The sequence below is a fragment of the Fluviispira multicolorata genome, assembly GCF_009208585.1.
Taxonomy (GTDB): domain Bacteria; phylum Bdellovibrionota_B; class Oligoflexia; order Silvanigrellales; family Silvanigrellaceae; genus Silvanigrella; species Silvanigrella multicolorata.
The window spans coordinates 65,663-82,816 of the sequence record NZ_WFLN01000011.1; the positions used below are offsets into that span (position 1 = coordinate 65,663).

Annotated in this window: 13 protein-coding genes and 1 tRNA gene; 4 read left to right on the top strand and 10 right to left on the bottom strand. The window is 33.0% G+C overall.

The annotated features are described in order from the left end of the window. Positions 1 to 211: 211 nt before the first annotated feature. Positions 212 to 1,912 carry an LVIVD repeat-containing protein gene (locus GCL57_RS14285; protein ID WP_152214033.1) on the top strand — a complete coding sequence of 567 codons (1,701 nt, stop codon included), beginning with the start codon at positions 212 to 214 and terminating at the stop codon, positions 1,910 to 1,912. Between the two features lie 67 nt (positions 1,913 to 1,979). On the opposite strand, the gene GCL57_RS14290 is transcribed toward GCL57_RS14285, so the two are convergent. Then, the gene (locus GCL57_RS14290) at positions 1,980 to 2,228 is read right to left on the bottom strand and encodes a GIY-YIG nuclease family protein (RefSeq protein WP_152214034.1); all 249 of its coding nucleotides are present in this window, start codon (positions 2,226 to 2,228) and stop codon (positions 1,980 to 1,982) included. Between the two features lie 195 nt (positions 2,229 to 2,423). Between GCL57_RS14290 and GCL57_RS14295 the strand changes: the two genes are divergently transcribed. Next, positions 2,424 to 3,173 (top strand): C39 family peptidase, encoded by a 750-nt coding sequence (locus GCL57_RS14295; protein ID WP_152214035.1) that lies wholly within the window; start codon positions 2,424 to 2,426, stop codon positions 3,171 to 3,173. A gap of 10 nt (positions 3,174 to 3,183) precedes the next feature. Here GCL57_RS14295 and GCL57_RS14300 read toward each other — a convergent pair whose 3' ends face one another. From GCL57_RS14300 to GCL57_RS14340, 9 genes are all read right to left on the bottom strand, one after another. Beyond that, positions 3,184 to 3,909 (bottom strand): 7-carboxy-7-deazaguanine synthase QueE, encoded by a 726-nt coding sequence (locus tag GCL57_RS14300; protein WP_161597779.1) that lies wholly within the window; start codon positions 3,907 to 3,909, stop codon positions 3,184 to 3,186. A 7-nt stretch (positions 3,910 to 3,916) separates the two neighbouring features. Beyond that, positions 3,917 to 4,843, bottom strand: a complete 927-nt coding sequence (locus GCL57_RS14305) for a 6-carboxytetrahydropterin synthase (protein ID WP_152214037.1) — start codon at positions 4,841 to 4,843, stop codon at positions 3,917 to 3,919. 77 nt (positions 4,844 to 4,920) lie between these two features. Further along, positions 4,921 to 5,847 (bottom strand): flagellin N-terminal helical domain-containing protein, encoded by a 927-nt coding sequence (locus GCL57_RS14310; RefSeq protein ID WP_152214038.1) that lies wholly within the window; start codon positions 5,845 to 5,847, stop codon positions 4,921 to 4,923. Between the two features lie 2 nt (positions 5,848 to 5,849). After that, a complete protein-coding gene (locus GCL57_RS14315) occupies positions 5,850 to 8,807 on the bottom strand; it encodes a hypothetical protein (protein ID WP_152214039.1) in 2,958 nt (985 codons plus the stop codon). Between the two features lie 75 nt (positions 8,808 to 8,882). Continuing rightward, a complete protein-coding gene (locus GCL57_RS14320; protein WP_152214040.1) occupies positions 8,883 to 10,430 on the bottom strand; it encodes an aldehyde dehydrogenase family protein in 1,548 nt (515 codons plus the stop codon). A 27-nt stretch (positions 10,431 to 10,457) separates the two neighbouring features. Next, positions 10,458 to 12,224: an ATP-binding cassette domain-containing protein gene (locus GCL57_RS14325; protein WP_152214041.1), complete on the bottom strand. Its 1,767-nt coding sequence runs from the start codon at positions 12,222 to 12,224 to the stop codon at positions 10,458 to 10,460. Positions 12,225 to 12,271: 47 nt separating this feature from the next. Beyond that, positions 12,272 to 13,561 carry a COG3014 family protein gene (locus GCL57_RS14330; RefSeq protein ID WP_152214042.1) on the bottom strand — a complete coding sequence of 430 codons (1,290 nt, stop codon included), beginning with the start codon at positions 13,559 to 13,561 and terminating at the stop codon, positions 12,272 to 12,274. A gap of 14 nt (positions 13,562 to 13,575) precedes the next feature. After that, positions 13,576 to 14,331 (bottom strand): lysophospholipid acyltransferase family protein, encoded by a 756-nt coding sequence (locus GCL57_RS14335; RefSeq protein ID WP_152214043.1) that lies wholly within the window; start codon positions 14,329 to 14,331, stop codon positions 13,576 to 13,578. 63 nt (positions 14,332 to 14,394) lie between these two features. Then, on the bottom strand, positions 14,395 to 15,708 hold the full coding sequence (locus GCL57_RS14340; RefSeq protein ID WP_152214044.1) for a phosphopantothenoylcysteine decarboxylase domain-containing protein: 1,314 nt from the start codon (positions 15,706 to 15,708) through the stop codon (positions 14,395 to 14,397). A gap of 90 nt (positions 15,709 to 15,798) precedes the next feature. Between GCL57_RS14340 and speE the strand changes: the two genes are divergently transcribed. Together speE and GCL57_RS14350 are read left to right on the top strand one after the other, a co-directional pair. Then, positions 15,799 to 16,716 (top strand): polyamine aminopropyltransferase, encoded by a 918-nt coding sequence (gene speE / locus GCL57_RS14345; protein ID WP_152214045.1) that lies wholly within the window; start codon positions 15,799 to 15,801, stop codon positions 16,714 to 16,716. 222 nt (positions 16,717 to 16,938) lie between these two features. Then, positions 16,939 to 17,014, top strand: a tRNA-Met gene (locus GCL57_RS14350). The last annotated feature ends 140 nt before the right edge of the window (positions 17,015 to 17,154 follow it).

Below are 17,154 nucleotides of genomic sequence, written 5' to 3' on the forward strand. Positions count from 1 at the left end.
TCTAAAAATGGATTTGCAAGAATAAATTTTAAAAAAATTTATTCTTTATCCACAAAACAATTAATCATAATTACAAAATCATCTTATCAGATAATTCAAAAAAATTTTTCTCATGTCAGAAATGAAAAAAAATAATTTTTGTATTGATTAGTCAAATCAATTAGTTTAAATTATAGAAATTATTTTTTAATAAAACTTAAAGGTTTAAATTATGATTTTTAATAATAAAATTTTTAAATTATGTTCTCTTTTTGCTATATCTTCATTGAGTTTTAATTTCGAAATTTTTGCGGATGAAAAATTTAATTTGCAATTTGAAAATAAGGAAATACAAAAACCCACTCAATTGCCAGGTGAACCTTCTGAACCTTCTCCAGGATCTTGGGGCTATAATTCAGTCACAGGAGTTTTTATCCATCCTAAAATGACACCTGACAGTGAAGGGCCCCAGCCATTTGTTGGAAGCTTGTCATATTTAGATAGCAATCAATATATAAATAATATGAAAGTGGAAGGATATCTTCCTTATGTTGCGGGACATGGACACAGTTGGCAAGCCGTTTTAAATTGGCAAGGGAGTAGATATTTATATGATTATGAGACAACTATGTTTAACCTATTTGATATCACCGATTCAAATAATATTAAATTTATTAAAAGAAAAGATTTTAAAATTAAGGAGGGTGAACATCAGTTTGGTCCAATGACAATTAAGTACAATAAAAATCTTGCAAAGACCATTGCAGTGCAATGTTATGAAGTTCCGCGCTACGGAATTCTTTCAAATAAATATATAAATAAAGATCAAATTAGGGCAATTCGAGAAAGAAAAATGTTGCGAGGTTTTCGAATTTATGAAGTCACTGATTCTGATTGGTCAAATTGGAAGTTACTTTCTGAAACACCCTTGGATGTAAATGCGAAAGCGAGTGATCAACCTCAACAAGGTTCGGGTTGCCAGGATGTGCCCGTTTATGATGGTGAGAAATATTTATTTGTTGCAGGGGCTCCTGATGACTCATATAGTAATACAGAATATAAATCTTATTTATATTCTGGAGCTCAATTGGCATATGATGTTTCAAATCCAGAAAAACCAAAATTACTTTCCATTTGGTCTGTTCCAGGGCAGAAAAGTAGTGAAGAAAAAGAATACAGTAAAAATCAACATGCAGGTAATAAAACAACTTGGATGGGGGCTCGTATGCCACTTTTTATTCCTAAAAATGTAGAAGAAGGTGGTAAGTATGGTTATGCAGCAATGGGTGGTTTTGGTTTTTATATTGTAGATATTTCTAATCCTAGTAAAATGAAAACTATTTCGCATCTTGATTTTCCTCTAAATGTAAGTGGAACTGTCGGCGATAATATTGATGTTTCAAAAGTCGAAACGACGGGAATGGTTTATTACAGCGGTTATCCACTTGCAGAAGATTGTCACGAACCTTACAAAGATATCTATGCAATCGATGTGAGAGATCCTAAAAAGCCCAAAATTGCTTTTACATTACCAAGACCTATGCCAGCAAAATCAGCTCTCTTCACCGATTATTGTCAAAGAAGGGGAAGTTTTGGTCCTAAAAGAAGTGGCTATGTCTCAATTAACACAGGAAAACCAAATCAGCGTTATTTACCTTATGCTTTTTACAATGCTGGTGTGCAAATATTTGATTTAAAGGATAAGAATAATGTGAAAATATCAGCGTATTTTGTTCCAAAAATGGCAGGTGAATTTTTGGGTTCAGATGGAAAAACAAAAGTTAGTAGCGATCCCTCTAATCCAGTGCATAGTATTCTTGTAGAATGGGATAGAAACTTAATTTGGGCATTTTCAAATCATGGTATTTATGTTCTATCTTCGCCTTTATTAGGTGAGCCTAAAAATAAAATTTTAGCTAGGAATTTAAATTAATAAATTATTCTTAGAATCATTAATACTAGAAGCAATTTTCTGAATATATTAAATCTTTATTTAATAATTATTTTTTAAAGATCAATTCAAATTTTTGCTTGCGAGTCAATTTTTTAATTGCACACTCTCTTTTTGATGCATCAGATCGAGAGTTGTGATTTTCTTGAAAAAGAATTTCATCAGGGGGTGACATACGAAAAAACTTTGCCCCTTTTTTTTCACTACAATGCTCTTTGATTCGTCTTTCTAAATTTGTTGTAATGCCTGTATAGAGTTTTCCAGATTTTGATTTTATTATATAAACTATCCAGTTCACTCATTTTCCTTTAAATAAGAAAGAAGTTCGAAGTTAAACTAATATTCTTTATATTTCTATTGAGATGTCAACAATCATTCTTATAATTTTTTAAATCAATTTGTCAAAAATAAAAATCTATTGATATATCTAAAAGAGTTGTTGGTCGGTTATTTTTTCAATCTTATTTGACCATGATTCTATGGATGGAATATTATGAAACTTATTAAAGGTATGTTTGGATGGCATTCAAATAAACAGATTTTTAAAACAGATGTTGTAAAATTAAGTGGAAAAAAATTTACAGATGAACTTCTTTTTAATACAAATTATCCAAAGAAGTTCCCACCTTTTGTAAATTTAGATTGTCCCTTCATTTTTCAAGATCAAATTAATACTTGTGGTGATACAAGCGTAAAGATGTTAACTTCATTTCAAATGCTTCATTTTCGATCAAGTGTTGAATTTAATAGACAGTTGCAAAAAATCAATAATTTTATTTCTAAAAAAAGAGGTGCGTTTTGCGGAACTTCGAATGATGATCTATTTAGTATGGGCTTAGATTCTATAAGTTTACCAGAAAATATTAGAAATAATATGAAGGAATTTAGTTCCTGGCTTGCTTATGCGCTGTATCATTTAGGCCCCCTTGTGATTTCAATAAATATATTTAGTGGAAGAGTTGGCCATGCAGTTGTTGTTAAAGGAATAGAAAATAATACTTTACTAATTCATGATCCTTGGTATGGTGGCGATCAGTTTGTCCATTGTAATAACTTCTTTAAAGTCTATGATAAACTTAATGATACTTTTATGTTTTTACCAAATGCATTTCTAAATAAAATGTATTCATCTCGACAAAAAGAAATTATTTTTAACTTAAGCTATCGTGATATCCCCAAACCAATACCGCTTTTAAAGCAGACTGATGTGTTAAGATCTATAATAGTTACCAACAACTCTTAAAATGAAATTTTTAAACGCCGCGCAAATTACCAAATAAAAGAACGTGAAGGCGTGTTGCATAACGAAATCCATGTTTTAGGCACTCATCATGTAACCAAATATTTTCTACTTGCGATTCAATTGTAGTGCCTTCTGGCATTAATAAAACTTTTTGCGCAGAAATTTTATTTTCGGTGACAATTTTAATTAATTCTTGCATATCATCTGCTAAGAAATTTTTTCTTACGACAAATTTAAAGTAAACATGTGCATGTATTTTTGAAAGCGCAGCCCAATGAGCAAGAGCCTCAGGGACTAACTTTTCACCTGCATTTGAAAATTTTGGAGAGATATTCCATTGCATTAAATTATAATCAGTTTCTAAGAAATTTGGAATTTGTTTATGAGGAATTCGTGTTCCGTTACTTTCAACTTCAGCTGTGTATTCTGTACCTAATGTTCGCATCAGCAAACCTAAATTATGTAATGTTGGTTCACCACCGGAAAGAATTAAATGCTTTTGTGGGAATTCTGTTATTTTTTCTATTAAATTATCCAATGAAAGACGGAAGAATTTTTGTTTTCCATTGGGACTATTTTTGTCTACAGGATCACTTTTTAAAGTATGTGTGTAAGGTGTGTCACACCACGTGCAACGTAAATTGCAGATATGAAAACGCACAAGCAATGAAGGAATGCCTGTATTGACTCCTTCGCCCTGTAGGCAAGGATATATTTCATTGACTAAAAAGCTCATTTTATCCTCAGGTGCAAATGGAGCCTTTTGCGAGCCCTTCATATGCACGTACTTCTATTTCTGTATCGTCACCAAATTGATTTCTTATATATTCTGCAAGGTTTTCTACAGTGCTTTCGCAGCTCATTAGCAGAGTATTTGCTTTGGGCATAATGACTGCTACTTCGCCTTGTGTGCCTTTGTATTGTGCAGCAATGAGTTCGTCTTTAGAATCTGCTATTTCGGGGCAATGCTCTATAAGCTCTTTTATAAGGCGTGAGTCCCAATTATTTGCTAAATAATTTCTTGAAATAATATATGAGTTATTTAATTTTTTAGCAGCTTTTGTGCTTTTTATTGGATCTATCTTTCCTTTATGAAAAACCTCAATTATATTGCTGTGTCCATGAAAACGTTGGCAGTTGCCATAGTGATGACAAAGACTGTGCGTGTAGCTAAAATAGTTTGATTTTTTCTTATTGTCATCTTCTCTTAACGTAACAGTGACGTTTTTTACGTTGTTCGGAGAATTTCTTAAAATTGCGTTTGCAATTTCTTTTTCAAGTTCTGTTACGTCATCGTTTTCGAGCGCTTTAATAGTCTCTCTTGCGACTTTTTTTATTGAATTATTATAGGTATTAATTGCAAAAAAAGTCTCTTTTTTATCGGATTTAAAATTTCCAATTATAATTATTTGTGAGTTTGATTGGAAACGGATTTGGCTTGCTTTAACGAGAAGTTTATGATCAAATTCATGATCAATTGTGCTCTTTGCAGACTTTTTAGCTAGACTAAAGTCGAATAAGACGCCTGTTTCGTCCTTTTCGCCTTCCCAAATAATGTCAACATACCAACTTTTGCCTTTAGGCCCTTTATTTGGGATAAAAAGAGCACAGTCTAAAAGAGTGACATTTTGGATAAATATCTTAGATAAATTTCGATTGTTTATTTGCATAAAGAAAGAAAGCCTTTAAAAACACAGAATCAGAAAATGATTCCATCGGGGTGTCTTATCTAAAGACTTCATATGAATCAACCTAAAAGCTTCAGAGCCATTTCGGGAATTTGATTTGCTTGGGAAAGTACTGCAATTCCAGCTTTTTGTAGAATCCCCTGCTGCACAACTTGTGAACTTTCATCTGCATAATCGGCGTCTTTAATACGTGATTTTGCTGCTTCTTGATTTTCAATCATAATGGCGGTGTTGGCAACTGCATATCCCATTCTATTTTGTATAGCTCCTAAGATAGCACGATATTCATTTACTTTATCAATAGCTTCATCAATTTTATTGATTGTTTGTTGTGCATATATTTTTTTATCTAAGCGTGTCCCTTCTTCATCGGATACATTTCCCAATTCGAGAGATCCTTCTCCACCGGTTAAAGCATTGATTTTCTCGAGGTTTATTCTAATAATATGTACGGGATTGCGAACTTCATCTAAGCCATCAACGGGTTGATACCAAGATGGACCAACTTGAATTTCAAGGGGCGGAGGATTGCTATTTTTTAACAAAATTTCTGGAATTTCGGCTTTGCCAGTAAGCAAACGTGTGCCATTAAATTCTGTAGAAAGGGCAATTCGGTCAATTTCATCTTTTAAGGCAGCAAATTCTTTTTGAATATGTCCTCGTTCTTTATCACCAATTGTATCACTGGCGGATTGAATTGAGAGTTCTTTAAGGCGGATAAGCATATTTGAAATTTCTTGCAAACCACCTTCTGCTGTTTGGATAAGACTTATGCCGTCCGAAGTATTACGTTTCGCTTGAGCCATGGCTCTAATATTAGATTTAAGTTTTTCGGAAATTGCAAGCCCTGCAGCATCATCAGCTGCATGGTTTATTCGATAACCACTTGAAATTCTTTCGGTATGTTTTGCAAGTGCAAGAGTAGACACAGATAAATTCCTTTGTGCGTTAATAGAACTTACATTTGTCTGGACTCTTAATCCCATAGTTAAAAAGTCTCCATGGGTGAGTCATAAATTTTTTGATGAGAAAAAGTCTCTAAACTTCTCCCAATTATAAGGCATGTTGAAATAATTTTATAGGCTTGCTTTCGCATGCTTTCAATTTCATCGCGTGCTTCCCAGGTAAGACCTTCATGAACCGCTCGATTGCGACTGTCTTGTAATGAGTGAACGAGTTTAATAAATTCAAATAGATCAATATCGCTTTCAAATCCGAGGTTCATCATTTTATTTAAATTGAATTGGCATTCTTTTCGAGCTGCGACCAAAAGCAAAAGAGCAAATGCTTTGGGACCGTCTAAGGTAAATCTTTTCCCAGGTCGATAAAGGCAGATAGCTCTCAACATTTTTCTCAATTTAAATTTACTAAAGTAAGGAATACTACGAATAATAGGTAAATTTGCAATATAATCTTCAAAAGAATTCATTTTATCGATTGTTCCTTTAGCATATCCAATAGAGTCTAGTTTTTTTGAGAGTTCTCCTTTTCTAACAAGTGCATCTGTGTAGGCTTCAAATGTATCACGCATGGTCAATTCAACTGCTTTGCAATGCATATTGACAATTGGACTTAAATCGACTGCTTCATTCCCCCAATCGATGGATTGAATAAGAATCATTTCAGCTGTTCTGAGAGCGCTTTTTGAATCAATGGATAAATCACTTGAATAGGGAATGAGTGACTTAATAATGAGATCGATGTCCTGTGAAGATATTTTTGTATCTTTTTCATTTTTTGGTTTTTGTGGATTTATTACTTTAGATGAGACTCTTGCAATGGCCTCTTGAATTTCTTTATCTATTTCTTCAGGTAATCTTAAAAGCTGTAAAGTTTTTAATTCTTGTAGAATTTCTTCTGGATTTTCTAAAGAAATTTCTTTTATTATTTTAATTTTTATTGCACTAGAAATATTTTGTTTTGAAATTGTACGAATGAGAGCTTGCTGTGCACGAGTGTGTTTTGAACGCAATAATTCAACAATTGTGTGTTCTACAAAATCGTTATCAATATGTTGGAGAGCTTGGTAAAGTATCGCTTTAATTGCATCATCAGTATCGAGCTTTACAAGTGCGCGTACAATCCAACGTTTTTCAACGTGCGGAGCAATACGCAAGCCTTCTCTAAGAAAGAGCTCGTAGTAATCTTTTTCTTCTCGAGAAAGTTGCGTGTTTAAGCAGACTTGTAAAATAGCTTCCCAAAGCAAAATAGGTCTATCAATGACACTGTTGCCATTCCAATCTGCTACTTCTGAGTCAGAATCTTCATCTAAATGATTTTTTTCTTCAGTTTTATCAAGAATATTTTGAATGAGTGATGAGATTTCTTTTAATGTAACAAGAGTCGGTTGGTTGACTTGTAGTTTAAAACGATCTGCTCCAACTAATATGGATTGAAAACGTGAAGTGACTTCAAGAATATATTCTTCTTTTTGCATATTTCCATGCAAAAGAGTCTGTTTTATTATTTCAAGCTCTCTATGTATAGCAACACTCAGTGTGTAAATATCAAGACGAGGAGCTGTTAATGCAATTGCAGTAAAAGCCCAGCTTGTACCTGAAAAAGGCATAATTTTATAAACATCTCTTAAGAAACTCGCTGAGGTATTGCCACCAATAATAGCAGCATAGACTTTTTCAACAAAATATTCATATTCATTAGAAGATTTTTGTGTTAAAAATTTTACATACTTTTTTAAATTTTCAATAACTTTGTTTTCTTGTCGAATTAAAAGTTTAGAAGTATTTTCAGGCGAGCTTTTATTGCCAATAGCAACTATTTGATTGAGTAAAAGATTACAATCATAACTTTTTTCGAACATTTCTTGCCAAGAATTGCTTAAAAGAATATCTGCATTTAAGAATATATATGCAAGATCTTTTGATAAACTATGCCATAGTTTATAATTTTTTGGATTTTGTACTGACTGAATAAATTTTTGGCTTTGATAAGGAATGCAATGAACCCATTCTCTAGCCAAAAATTCATTTTTTCCATTTTCAATACTTTCAATGCCTATTAAAGAATTATTAGCTAATATTTCAATACATTTTTTATTTTTTAACTTTAAAATTGTTTTTGTAAGTTCTTCAGGTTTTTTATTATAATAATCTTTAATTAAAGATTCGAGAGCTATTTCAATATTTTTTTGAGAAAGAATTCCATATCCAATAAAACTTGGGTTATTTTCATGTAATGCTTTTTCAATAAAATGTTCGCAGGCTTTAATGCCAAAGTTCTTATCTTCAAAAATTGCAATTTGTGAATTTAGGATTTCAAAAAAACGAATTGTTTCAGGATTGTTAAATTGTAATATAATATTTTTTACATTTTTCCAATCGTCTTTGTTGCTTGCAAAACCTAAATACAAGAGAGCTGCAGGAAGAGATGACTTGATCAAATCATCGGAGTTGTTTTGCTTTAAAATACTTAATGCAACTTCTTTGTATTTTTGATTAATAATACCAAGTCTAATAAAAGCATTGAAGCCTTTTGCAAGTATATTATCTGGAAGATCTTCAGAAAATGATTGTAAAAGTTTTTCAGCTAAAAGCTCATTTCCTGTTTCTTCAGCAAATGTAAATAATGAGTATATTGCTTTATTGGAAAGTTTAGTTCTCTCAATTAAATTTAATATTCGATATATGAGGGAATTACTTTTAGAGTGAGCTAAAGTTGCAATACAGCTGCTAATGACATTTTCATCGGTTTCTTTTAGTAAAATATGTGAGACAATTGCCCATTCGCTGCTTGGCATATTAGGAATATTTAACGACTGCGCAAGCTTTGCTTTTTCAACAATCGTTGGAATAAGAGCCATAATTTGCCAAGTAAGAAGATTTCCTTGCCAAGATTGAGAATTTTTTGCGAGTTTTTCTATAGCTATATAGCGATCATGCGCATTTTCAGAGCGAACAAATTGTTTGAGATCTTGAAATATTGGCATGAACACTCTCCTGCTCTTAACAATTTTATCTTTTATAGCCAGATGTTACGGGTGAATTATTGCCTTGTAAGTCAATCAAGCTTTTACGATATAATCTGAAGGATTGATGTAATTGGTATCCATCTGTGCGAGTTGTAATTTTCCACTCATATCCCAATTCACAGATTGCCATTTTGTAAATTGATCTACAACCCATATTCCTGATTGTCTGCTTCCATTTCCACTTTTTCCATTTCCTCCAAAGGGAAGATGCGCTTCTGCTCCTGTTGTGCTATTGTTAATACTTGTCATTCCTGCTGATATTTCAATCCGAAAGCGATATGCGGATTCAATATCTGAAGTGTAAATTGCTGAACTTAAGCCATAACCAGTTTTATTTGAAAGATGAATTGCTTCATCAATATCTGAAAAACTTAGAATATTAAAAAGAGGGCCAAACGTTTCAGTCGAGTAGATCTCATCATTTTCTGTTACGTTGTCAACGATTGTAGGATAAGCATAAAACCCACATTGCGCATTTCCATTAAAATTATTCATTTTATTTTGTTCAGATATAATTCCATTTTTTTGTGTAATTAGTCGATGGTGAGGTTTAACAAGTGTATTTAAATTTTCAATATGTTTTTTTAAAAATCGCTCGCTAATCATTGGTCCATAAAAGTTGTTTTCATCTGTTGGGTCGCCAATTTTTAGATTTGTGACCTTCTCTAATATTTTTTTAATGAGTGTTTCTTTGACTGATTTATGCACTATTAAATTGCCCAAAGATGTGCAGCGTTGTCCTGCAGTGCCAAACCCAGACCATATGACTCCGTTTGTAACGAGATCAAGATTTGCATCGGGCATAACAACTAGAGGATTTTTTCCGCCTAATTCTAAGCATGCTGTTTGCAAATTACGCCCGCAAATTTCACCAATTTTTCTTCCAACTTCTGTACTGCCTGTAAAGCCTACTTTATCAATTAATCCTTCATCAACTAGTGAAACTAAAGAAGCTCCTGTTTCGGGACCTTGTCCAAAAACAACATGAAATACATCTTTTGGAACTCCAGCTGCATATAATAATTCAGCAAAAATATATGAAAGATAAGGAGTGTCTTCTGAAGGTTTCCAAACACACGTATTTCCACAGACAAGCGCAGGAATAAAATACCAACTAGGAACTGCAAATGGAAAATTGCCCGCCGTAATACATGCAAAAACACCAATAGGTCTTCTATAAGTATAAAGTTCTTTATTTTGCATTTCACTGGGGACAGTTTGGCCATAAAGACGTCTGCCTTCAGAAATAAAAAAATTGCATGTATCAATTGCTTCTTGAACATCTCCTCGCGCTTCTTTAATTGGTTTGCCCATTTCGCGTGTTAATATTTTTGATATTTCTTCTTTATTTTTTTGTATTAATTTTCCAAAATTTGCAATAATTTCTGCGCGCACAGGTGCAGGAGTTTTTTTCCATTGCTCAAGACCTTTGCGTGCATTTATACAAGCCTCTCTACATTCATCTTTCGTTGCATTTGCAAATGTGCCTAAAATATCTTCTCTATTTGCTGGATTTACTGAAGTAAAATGTGAAGAGCCTTTATTTTTTTTTCCGGAAATTATCGAAGAAATTGCATTCATAAGAACTCCTTTTTTAACATTTGCTTTTTATGTTAACAAATGAGAAGGTTTAGTTTTTGAGAAATCCAATATTTCTGTAGCATATTTTCTTATAGCAGGTCTATGTGCAACTACAAAAGTAATTGATTCCGAAACGTGATTCTTTAAATTTTCGATTATTTTTAATTCATTTCCAATATCAATTGCGCTTGTTCCTTCATCAATGACTATAAAGCTTGGATTTTTGAAGAAAATACGAGCAAACATGAGTCTTTGTTTTTCACCGCCGGAAAGTCCTTCAATTTTATCATCAAGATTTTTATCAAGCAGTGAGAGAGAAAGAGCTGTTTTTGCTTTTTCAAGATCTTCAACCGTTGGTTGATCAATTCTGAGAGGATAAGTCACATTTTCAAAAATTGAACCTGAAAATATAAAGGGGTCTTGAGGAATAAAACAAATATCATTTGCATATCTTTGAAATACGGCTTCGCTTGCGGCTTCTCCATTTATAAGTAAAGAGCCTTTTAATGAAGCTTGAATTCCTAATATTGTTCGAATAAAAGTACTTTTTCCAATACCTGATGGCCCCACAATTGCAAGTAATGTTCCAGAGTTTAGCTTCATATTAAAATTTTCTAGAAGAATATTATTTTCATCATTTCCAATTGAAATATTGTTGAGTTCTATGCTTTTAACCTTACCATTTTTTCTTTCATCAATATTCGAATTTGTATACACTCTTTTTTCAAAATCACTTAATAAAAAGTTATTCACACGATGGAGTGCATCTGTTCCTTTTCGAGTTGAATTTAATTGACTTGTCATTCTATTAATTTTATCTGATAAAAAAGCAACTGTTACCATAAAGCTTGTTAAAATATTGCTTGCAAGTGCACCGTCTGAAATTCTTCTCAGTGCGGCAATAATAATAAATGCACCTGCAATGATTCCGAACCACTCCACTAGAGGACTTCCTAATGCTTTAGCACGGGTTGCTCTTCTCCAGACATGATATATTTTATTATTAATTTTATTAAAATTTTTAATTTCAAAATCAATTGCTTTGTGTACTTGTATGGTTTGCCATCCACGCATTCTTTCAAGAATTCCGCTCAAAAGTTCACTTTCAAATTGTAAACCCTGACGAGATAGTTTTTTTAATGTTTTACTTGTGATTCTTAAAACAATTCCAGCTGGAATAAGAACTGTTAAAAATAAAATAAATAACTGTGTGTCTAATATAATAAGCCAACATAAAAAAATAAGTGAAGTAACGCCATCTTTTAATAGACTACTGATAAGCCTTGTAAATGTTTGTTGAACCTCTCTCATGTCTTCACCTACCATGGATGCGAGAAGTCCTACATCAACGGAATTTGCAGCTTGGTAGCTAAAAGATAAATATTTTTTAATTATGTCAGAGCGTAATTTATGAGCAAGTTTTTCTCCTAAATCTCTTAATAAATAATCACTATAATAGTTAAAAAAACCATATATTCCTGAAACAGTTACTAAAATTAATGCAAACCAATTTTTTTGAAATGAAATGGGTATCGAGGACTCAAAAGGGGTTCCTTCAACAACAGGAAATATCCATAATGAAAGTTGTTCTCCTAATAATTTTTGCCAAGTGACATCTGCTGGGCTTGAGTTAATTGCCTGAATAATGTAAGGAATAATTATAAGTAAACAGAGTGAAAGCGGAATCATTATTATAATACTGATTATAATAATAGAAAATTGTGATGGCCACAATTTTATTTGCTGGATCCAAAGTTTAAATGAAGAATTATCATTTTTAGTTTTAAGAGTCATTTAATCTGTTTACCTTAATATTATGCCTTGCTATTATTTTATTTTCTCTAATCGAAAGTTCTAAATCTAATTAATTTCTTTTCATTTGGTTTTAAATTTACAGTAAATGTGAGTTGATTAGAGCTTTCTGGTCGAATAATGATATTTGTTTCTTTATTTGGTTTTACTGAGACTCTAAATATTTGTATCGTATCTGGCAATGCTGTCCATCCTCTTGTATCTGCAACTTCAGTGGCTATATTAAATGCATTGGCTGCAAGCCCTGCTAAAGGATTTTCATCTCTTAGCTTTTTTGCTGCAATTTCTTTTGTAATGACGCGCGCCGCCATTTTTACAATGTCACGTAATCTTCTATCATTTAATGCTTGCTCTCCCATTTTTCCTATGTCTTCCATTACAATCGTACGACCTAAGTTTTTATCATCAATATAAATATCAGCATAATGAGATTTGTAAGACATAACTTTGTATTCAGGAAATGAAACACGAGCGATGCTGCCTCCTGTGGGAATAAAAAAATCTTTTGGCACCTTGATAGGTGATTTGCCAGATTCATAGACAATATATATCTCCCCTTTTGCTAATACATCTGTGTGTTTATTCCATTTTAATTGTGGATTTGCTTTTTTTAATTCACTTAATAGATCGTTTCTTTTACGAAACTCAGCTAATCTACCAATTTCTTTTAAAATTTGTATTTCAGCATTTTTTAATTTTTCTTTACTCGATTGATTTTCTTCACTTTGAATATTTTTTAAAGCAGTGCGGTATTCGACAATTGCATTATCCCATTCAGCTTTACTTTCATAAACCATGGCAGAAAAATAATGTGAAAATGCATCATATTTAAAAGAATTTTTTCCTTCATTTTCTGAGTTCAAATATTTTTTAATATCATAGGCTCTTCGTATCATGACTAATGAGTTATTTTGATCATTATTAGCAAAGTATGCGAGTGATGAAAAAATAGGAAGTAGGACTTTTTCGTGCGCTTCGCCAGAGTAATCTGACATTGAATCATTCACAATAAAACTTGCAGCAGTTTTAGAAATACTTGTTGTGTATAGATCATCTATTTTTCTATCAGCTTGAGTCCAGTTTGTTATTGCTGTTGGATATTCGCCCTGTAAATAAAGTAACATTCCTTTTTCCATACGATATAAGGCATAGTTTCTGTTTTCAGTTGCTATACCACTTTTATCTATTAGCACAGTGGCTTCTTTGTATTTACCAGCATACATTTCTTTACGAACGACTGCATTTGAGTCTGTGTATGATTGGCAACTATTTAATAAGAGCGCAAAGATAGGAAAAAATAAAAATGTTTTTGATTTCATAAAATAATCCAATTTCACAATTTTGAGGAAATGCTTTCTCGAGCTTTCTGCATAACTTCATTTGCAGTAATCTCAGCGGTTTGGATTTTAGGATGTATTGTAATTGTGACTTTGGCAAGTTTTGGGAGTAAAGATCCTTTTGGTAATAAGTTTGCACAGCCATTGAGAGTTATGGGAACAACAGGCACATGCATGGCTTTTGCCAAACGAAATGCTCCACTTTTAAATTCCTTTAGTCGTCCGTCTTCACTCCGAGTTCCTTCTGGAAAGAAAACCATTGGAGTTCCTCTGCGCAAATGTCGTGATGAGAGTTTCATACTTTTTTCACCACTGCTTTTGCTTGTTCTATTTACTGGGACATAGCCAACAGCTCGCATTCCCCAACCAAAAAAAGGAACTTTGAATAATGATTCTTTTGCGAGCCAACGAAATCTTGTAGATATAATAAATAACGCAAGAATATCTGCTTGGCTCTGGTGATTTGCAACATATACAACGGCCTCACCTTTTTTAGCTAAATTTTCAGTTCCAATAACTTCAAATTGCCACCAAGGGTTTGCAATTTTTATTGATTTTGCCCATAAATTTGCAAGAAAATGCAAACTATGACGCTCTCTATCAATTAAATAGACAAATGGGAAAAAGATTAATATGAGACTTGAATAGAATACTGTAAATACTGTAACATTAATCCACGTAAAAACTCCTCGAAAAAGATTCTTAAAATCTCTTTCACGAATTTCTTCGTTTATTTTTTGTGATATCGACATAATAATTTTTCCTAATTTTAAAAAGAAAGTCACTTTTTAATTTACCTAATATTTTATGATTTTTTATTTTTTTTTGTGTTTTAGATACTCAATAAAACTTAAATAAAATTGTAATGCCATTTCTTTTTTTCCATTTACATTTATTTCTTTGCTAATTCCATCTAGATTTTGAACAAATACACCTGAGTGTTCGGTTTTCTTATTCCAAGCGGTATTTGAACTACTCCACAAAAGAGCGTTTAAGTGTTTTTTACGAATCATTTCATTACTAATTTTAAGACCTTCTTCTTTTTCTCCTGATGTAAGCTTTGCAGCAGCTTTAAACGATATTTTAGCCAAATTTTCTAAATCAATTATTTTTTCAGCTTTCACAAGATCAACTCTTAGATTTTCATTTTTACTGGAAATTTTAGAGTGTGAAAGAGATTTTGGGATGAAATCAGAGCCCGCTACTAAATGAATAATACCATTGTATTTATTTTCATTTATTTCTTTTAGATAATCATACATATCAGTATAATTGGGTAAATTAATTAACTGTGCATTTTCATATTTTGGAATTTCTCTGCTTGTGTTTGCAGCCAATAAAGTCAAATTAATTCCCATTGAATAAAATATTTTTGCAACTTCAATTCCAAGACTTCCCGTGGATAAGTTTGTAATACAGCGAACAGGATCAAGTAAAGCTCTTGTTCCGCCTAAAGTTATTAAAACTTTTTTAGGATTATCAAGAAATAATTTTCTTTTATTAATAATATGAGCAATATTTATTGATAGAATGTCTGGTGAAGGAAGTTTATCTTTTCCCTCTTCTTGCCTTGGGGTTGTAAAATAAACACCCTCTATATTTTTTAATTTCTCTTTATTTTCATCAACAATAGGAGAGTTTGATAAACTCTCGTGCATAGTTGGGCAAAATATAATTGTTTTCTTTTGTCCTAAAGCACTTTGTAAAAGTGTTGTAGCTCCATCAGAACATATTCCATTGCTTGCTTTAGAAATAATATCAGCAGTAGCAGGTGTAACGACAATTGCATCGGATGTGCAAATATGTTCAGCGAGGCCAGTAGGATTGATTATAACTTCACTGCGACTTGCCCAACGAAGGCTTTCGAGACCAATAAATTTTAAACAATTTTCAGTTACACAAAATTGAATTTCAGCTCCTTGTCTTCTTAATTCTCGTGCGAGTTTTGGAAGTTCAATTGCCGCAATTCCTCCTCCTCCAACAATAGTAATTTTAGTATTAGAGAGAAACTGTGAATTGAGAGTGACTGAAGTGTCTTCCATAATATCTTTACTCGTTTTTTTTATCGAATTTTTATTTTCAAAATTTTTTGCTGTTGCTGTTTTTTTTGTTAATTTGCCTTGGTTCATTTGCTATGGACTCATTGCTTTTATAGTGCTAATTTTTTGGGCAAAGAGTTTGTAAGGCTCTTCTCTCCTCATTATCAAAAGGAAATATAAATGTTTTCAAAAAAAATACCATACGCTCTTGGAGCTGATTCTGACAATGCATCTCCTTCCTTTGATCTGTGGTATCAAGAACGCCACAATGATGAAATCTCTTTTGGCCTTCATGTTAAAAAAACATTGCATTCCGTTCAAAGTCCTTTCCAACGAGTGGATGTATTTGAATCTACCGGTTTTGGAAGAGTTCTTACTTTGGATGGACTTATGATGTGTTCAGATCGTGATGAATTTGTTTATCATGAAATGATTTCCCATGTTCCCCTTCTTGTACACCGTAAACCTCGTCGCGTGCTCGTAATTGGTGGTGGCGATGGTGGAACTCTGCGAGAGGTATTGAGACACGATTGTGTTGAAGAAGCTGTGCTCTGTGAAATTGATAGTGAGGTTGTAGATGCGGCTAGGCAATATTTTCCTGCCTTAGCTGTAGGGCTTAATCACCCGAGAGCAAAAATTCATATAGGTGATGGTGTTGAATTTGTAAAAAACAGCCCTAAAGGTGAATTTGATGTTGTGATTGTTGATTCTACAGATCCGATTGGGCCTGGAGTTGGGCTTTTTTCGGGTGAGTTTTACAATCAGGTCAAAAGAATTTTAGCTCCTGGTGGAATTGTTATGGCACAATGTGAATCTCCTTGGGAAAATAAATTTGATCTTGCTAAAGTCTATGGAAATCTAAAAGAGGCCTTTACATCGGTCTACTCCATGGTCGGAACCATACCTTCATATCCATACGGGTACTGGTCATGGGGCTTTGCCAGTGATGTGCAACACCCATTTGAGAAAATAGATCTTGAGCGCGCTAAGGCCATCGAAAAAACTACGAAATACTACAACATAGATATTCATAGAGGAGCATTTGCGCTTCCTAACTTTTTACGTCAAAAGTTAGCTCATGTTGTCGAGAATGCGTAAGTTATCCTTTGTTCTCGGCATAACTTTTGTTGTGCTGCTTTCTTATCTTGGAAAAAAAGCTCAAGTTTTAGTGGGCCATTTTTTGGGATTTGAATTATCAGTAAACTAAACCTTTTTATAATAGGTTTTATTGCTTTTATTTTTTTATTTAATAAAAAAAGATGGAAGTTGCTTGACAGTCCTAGCTTCGACATGTAGAAACCCATTCACCGCTGATGATGACGCGGGGTGGAGAAGTTGGTATCTCGTCGGGCTCATAACCCGAAGGCCGCAGGTTCAAGTCCTGTCCCCGCCACCAATCATCGGTAAAAAAGTTATTTGACAAGAGAAGAGAGCAGAAACAGAGTGCGGGTCCTTAGAGGCTTTGAGTCAATCGGCGTAAGTTGAGAGATAAAGAGGCTTCGGGGCTCGAGATAAAAGACGAGCCGTCAAGAGAAA

What these genes read in the sequence shown, in the direction of transcription:
- GCL57_RS14285 (WP_152214033.1), top strand. Translation starts at nt 212, where the DNA reads ATGATTTTTAATAATAAAATTTTTAAATTATGTTCTCTTTTTGCTATA.
- GCL57_RS14295 (WP_152214035.1), top strand. Translation starts at nt 2,424, where the DNA reads ATGAAACTTATTAAAGGTATGTTTGGATGGCATTCAAATAAACAGATT.
- GCL57_RS14300 (WP_161597779.1), bottom strand. Translation starts at nt 3,909, where the DNA reads ATGAGCTTTTTAGTCAATGAAATATATCCTTGCCTACAGGGCGAAGGA.
- GCL57_RS14305 (WP_152214037.1), bottom strand. Translation starts at nt 4,843, where the DNA reads ATGCAAATAAACAATCGAAATTTATCTAAGATATTTATCCAAAATGTC.
- GCL57_RS14310 (WP_152214038.1), bottom strand. Translation starts at nt 5,847, where the DNA reads ATGGGATTAAGAGTCCAGACAAATGTAAGTTCTATTAACGCACAAAGG.
- GCL57_RS14315 (WP_152214039.1), bottom strand. Translation starts at nt 8,807, where the DNA reads ATGCCAATATTTCAAGATCTCAAACAATTTGTTCGCTCTGAAAATGCG.
- GCL57_RS14320 (WP_152214040.1), bottom strand. Translation starts at nt 10,430, where the DNA reads ATGAATGCAATTTCTTCGATAATTTCCGGAAAAAAAAATAAAGGCTCT.
- GCL57_RS14325 (WP_152214041.1), bottom strand. Translation starts at nt 12,224, where the DNA reads ATGACTCTTAAAACTAAAAATGATAATTCTTCATTTAAACTTTGGATC.
- GCL57_RS14330 (WP_152214042.1), bottom strand. Translation starts at nt 13,561, where the DNA reads ATGAAATCAAAAACATTTTTATTTTTTCCTATCTTTGCGCTCTTATTA.
- GCL57_RS14335 (WP_152214043.1), bottom strand. Translation starts at nt 14,331, where the DNA reads ATGTCGATATCACAAAAAATAAACGAAGAAATTCGTGAAAGAGATTTT.
- GCL57_RS14340 (WP_152214044.1), bottom strand. Translation starts at nt 15,708, where the DNA reads ATGAACCAAGGCAAATTAACAAAAAAAACAGCAACAGCAAAAAATTTT.
- speE (WP_152214045.1), top strand. Translation starts at nt 15,799, where the DNA reads ATGTTTTCAAAAAAAATACCATACGCTCTTGGAGCTGATTCTGACAAT.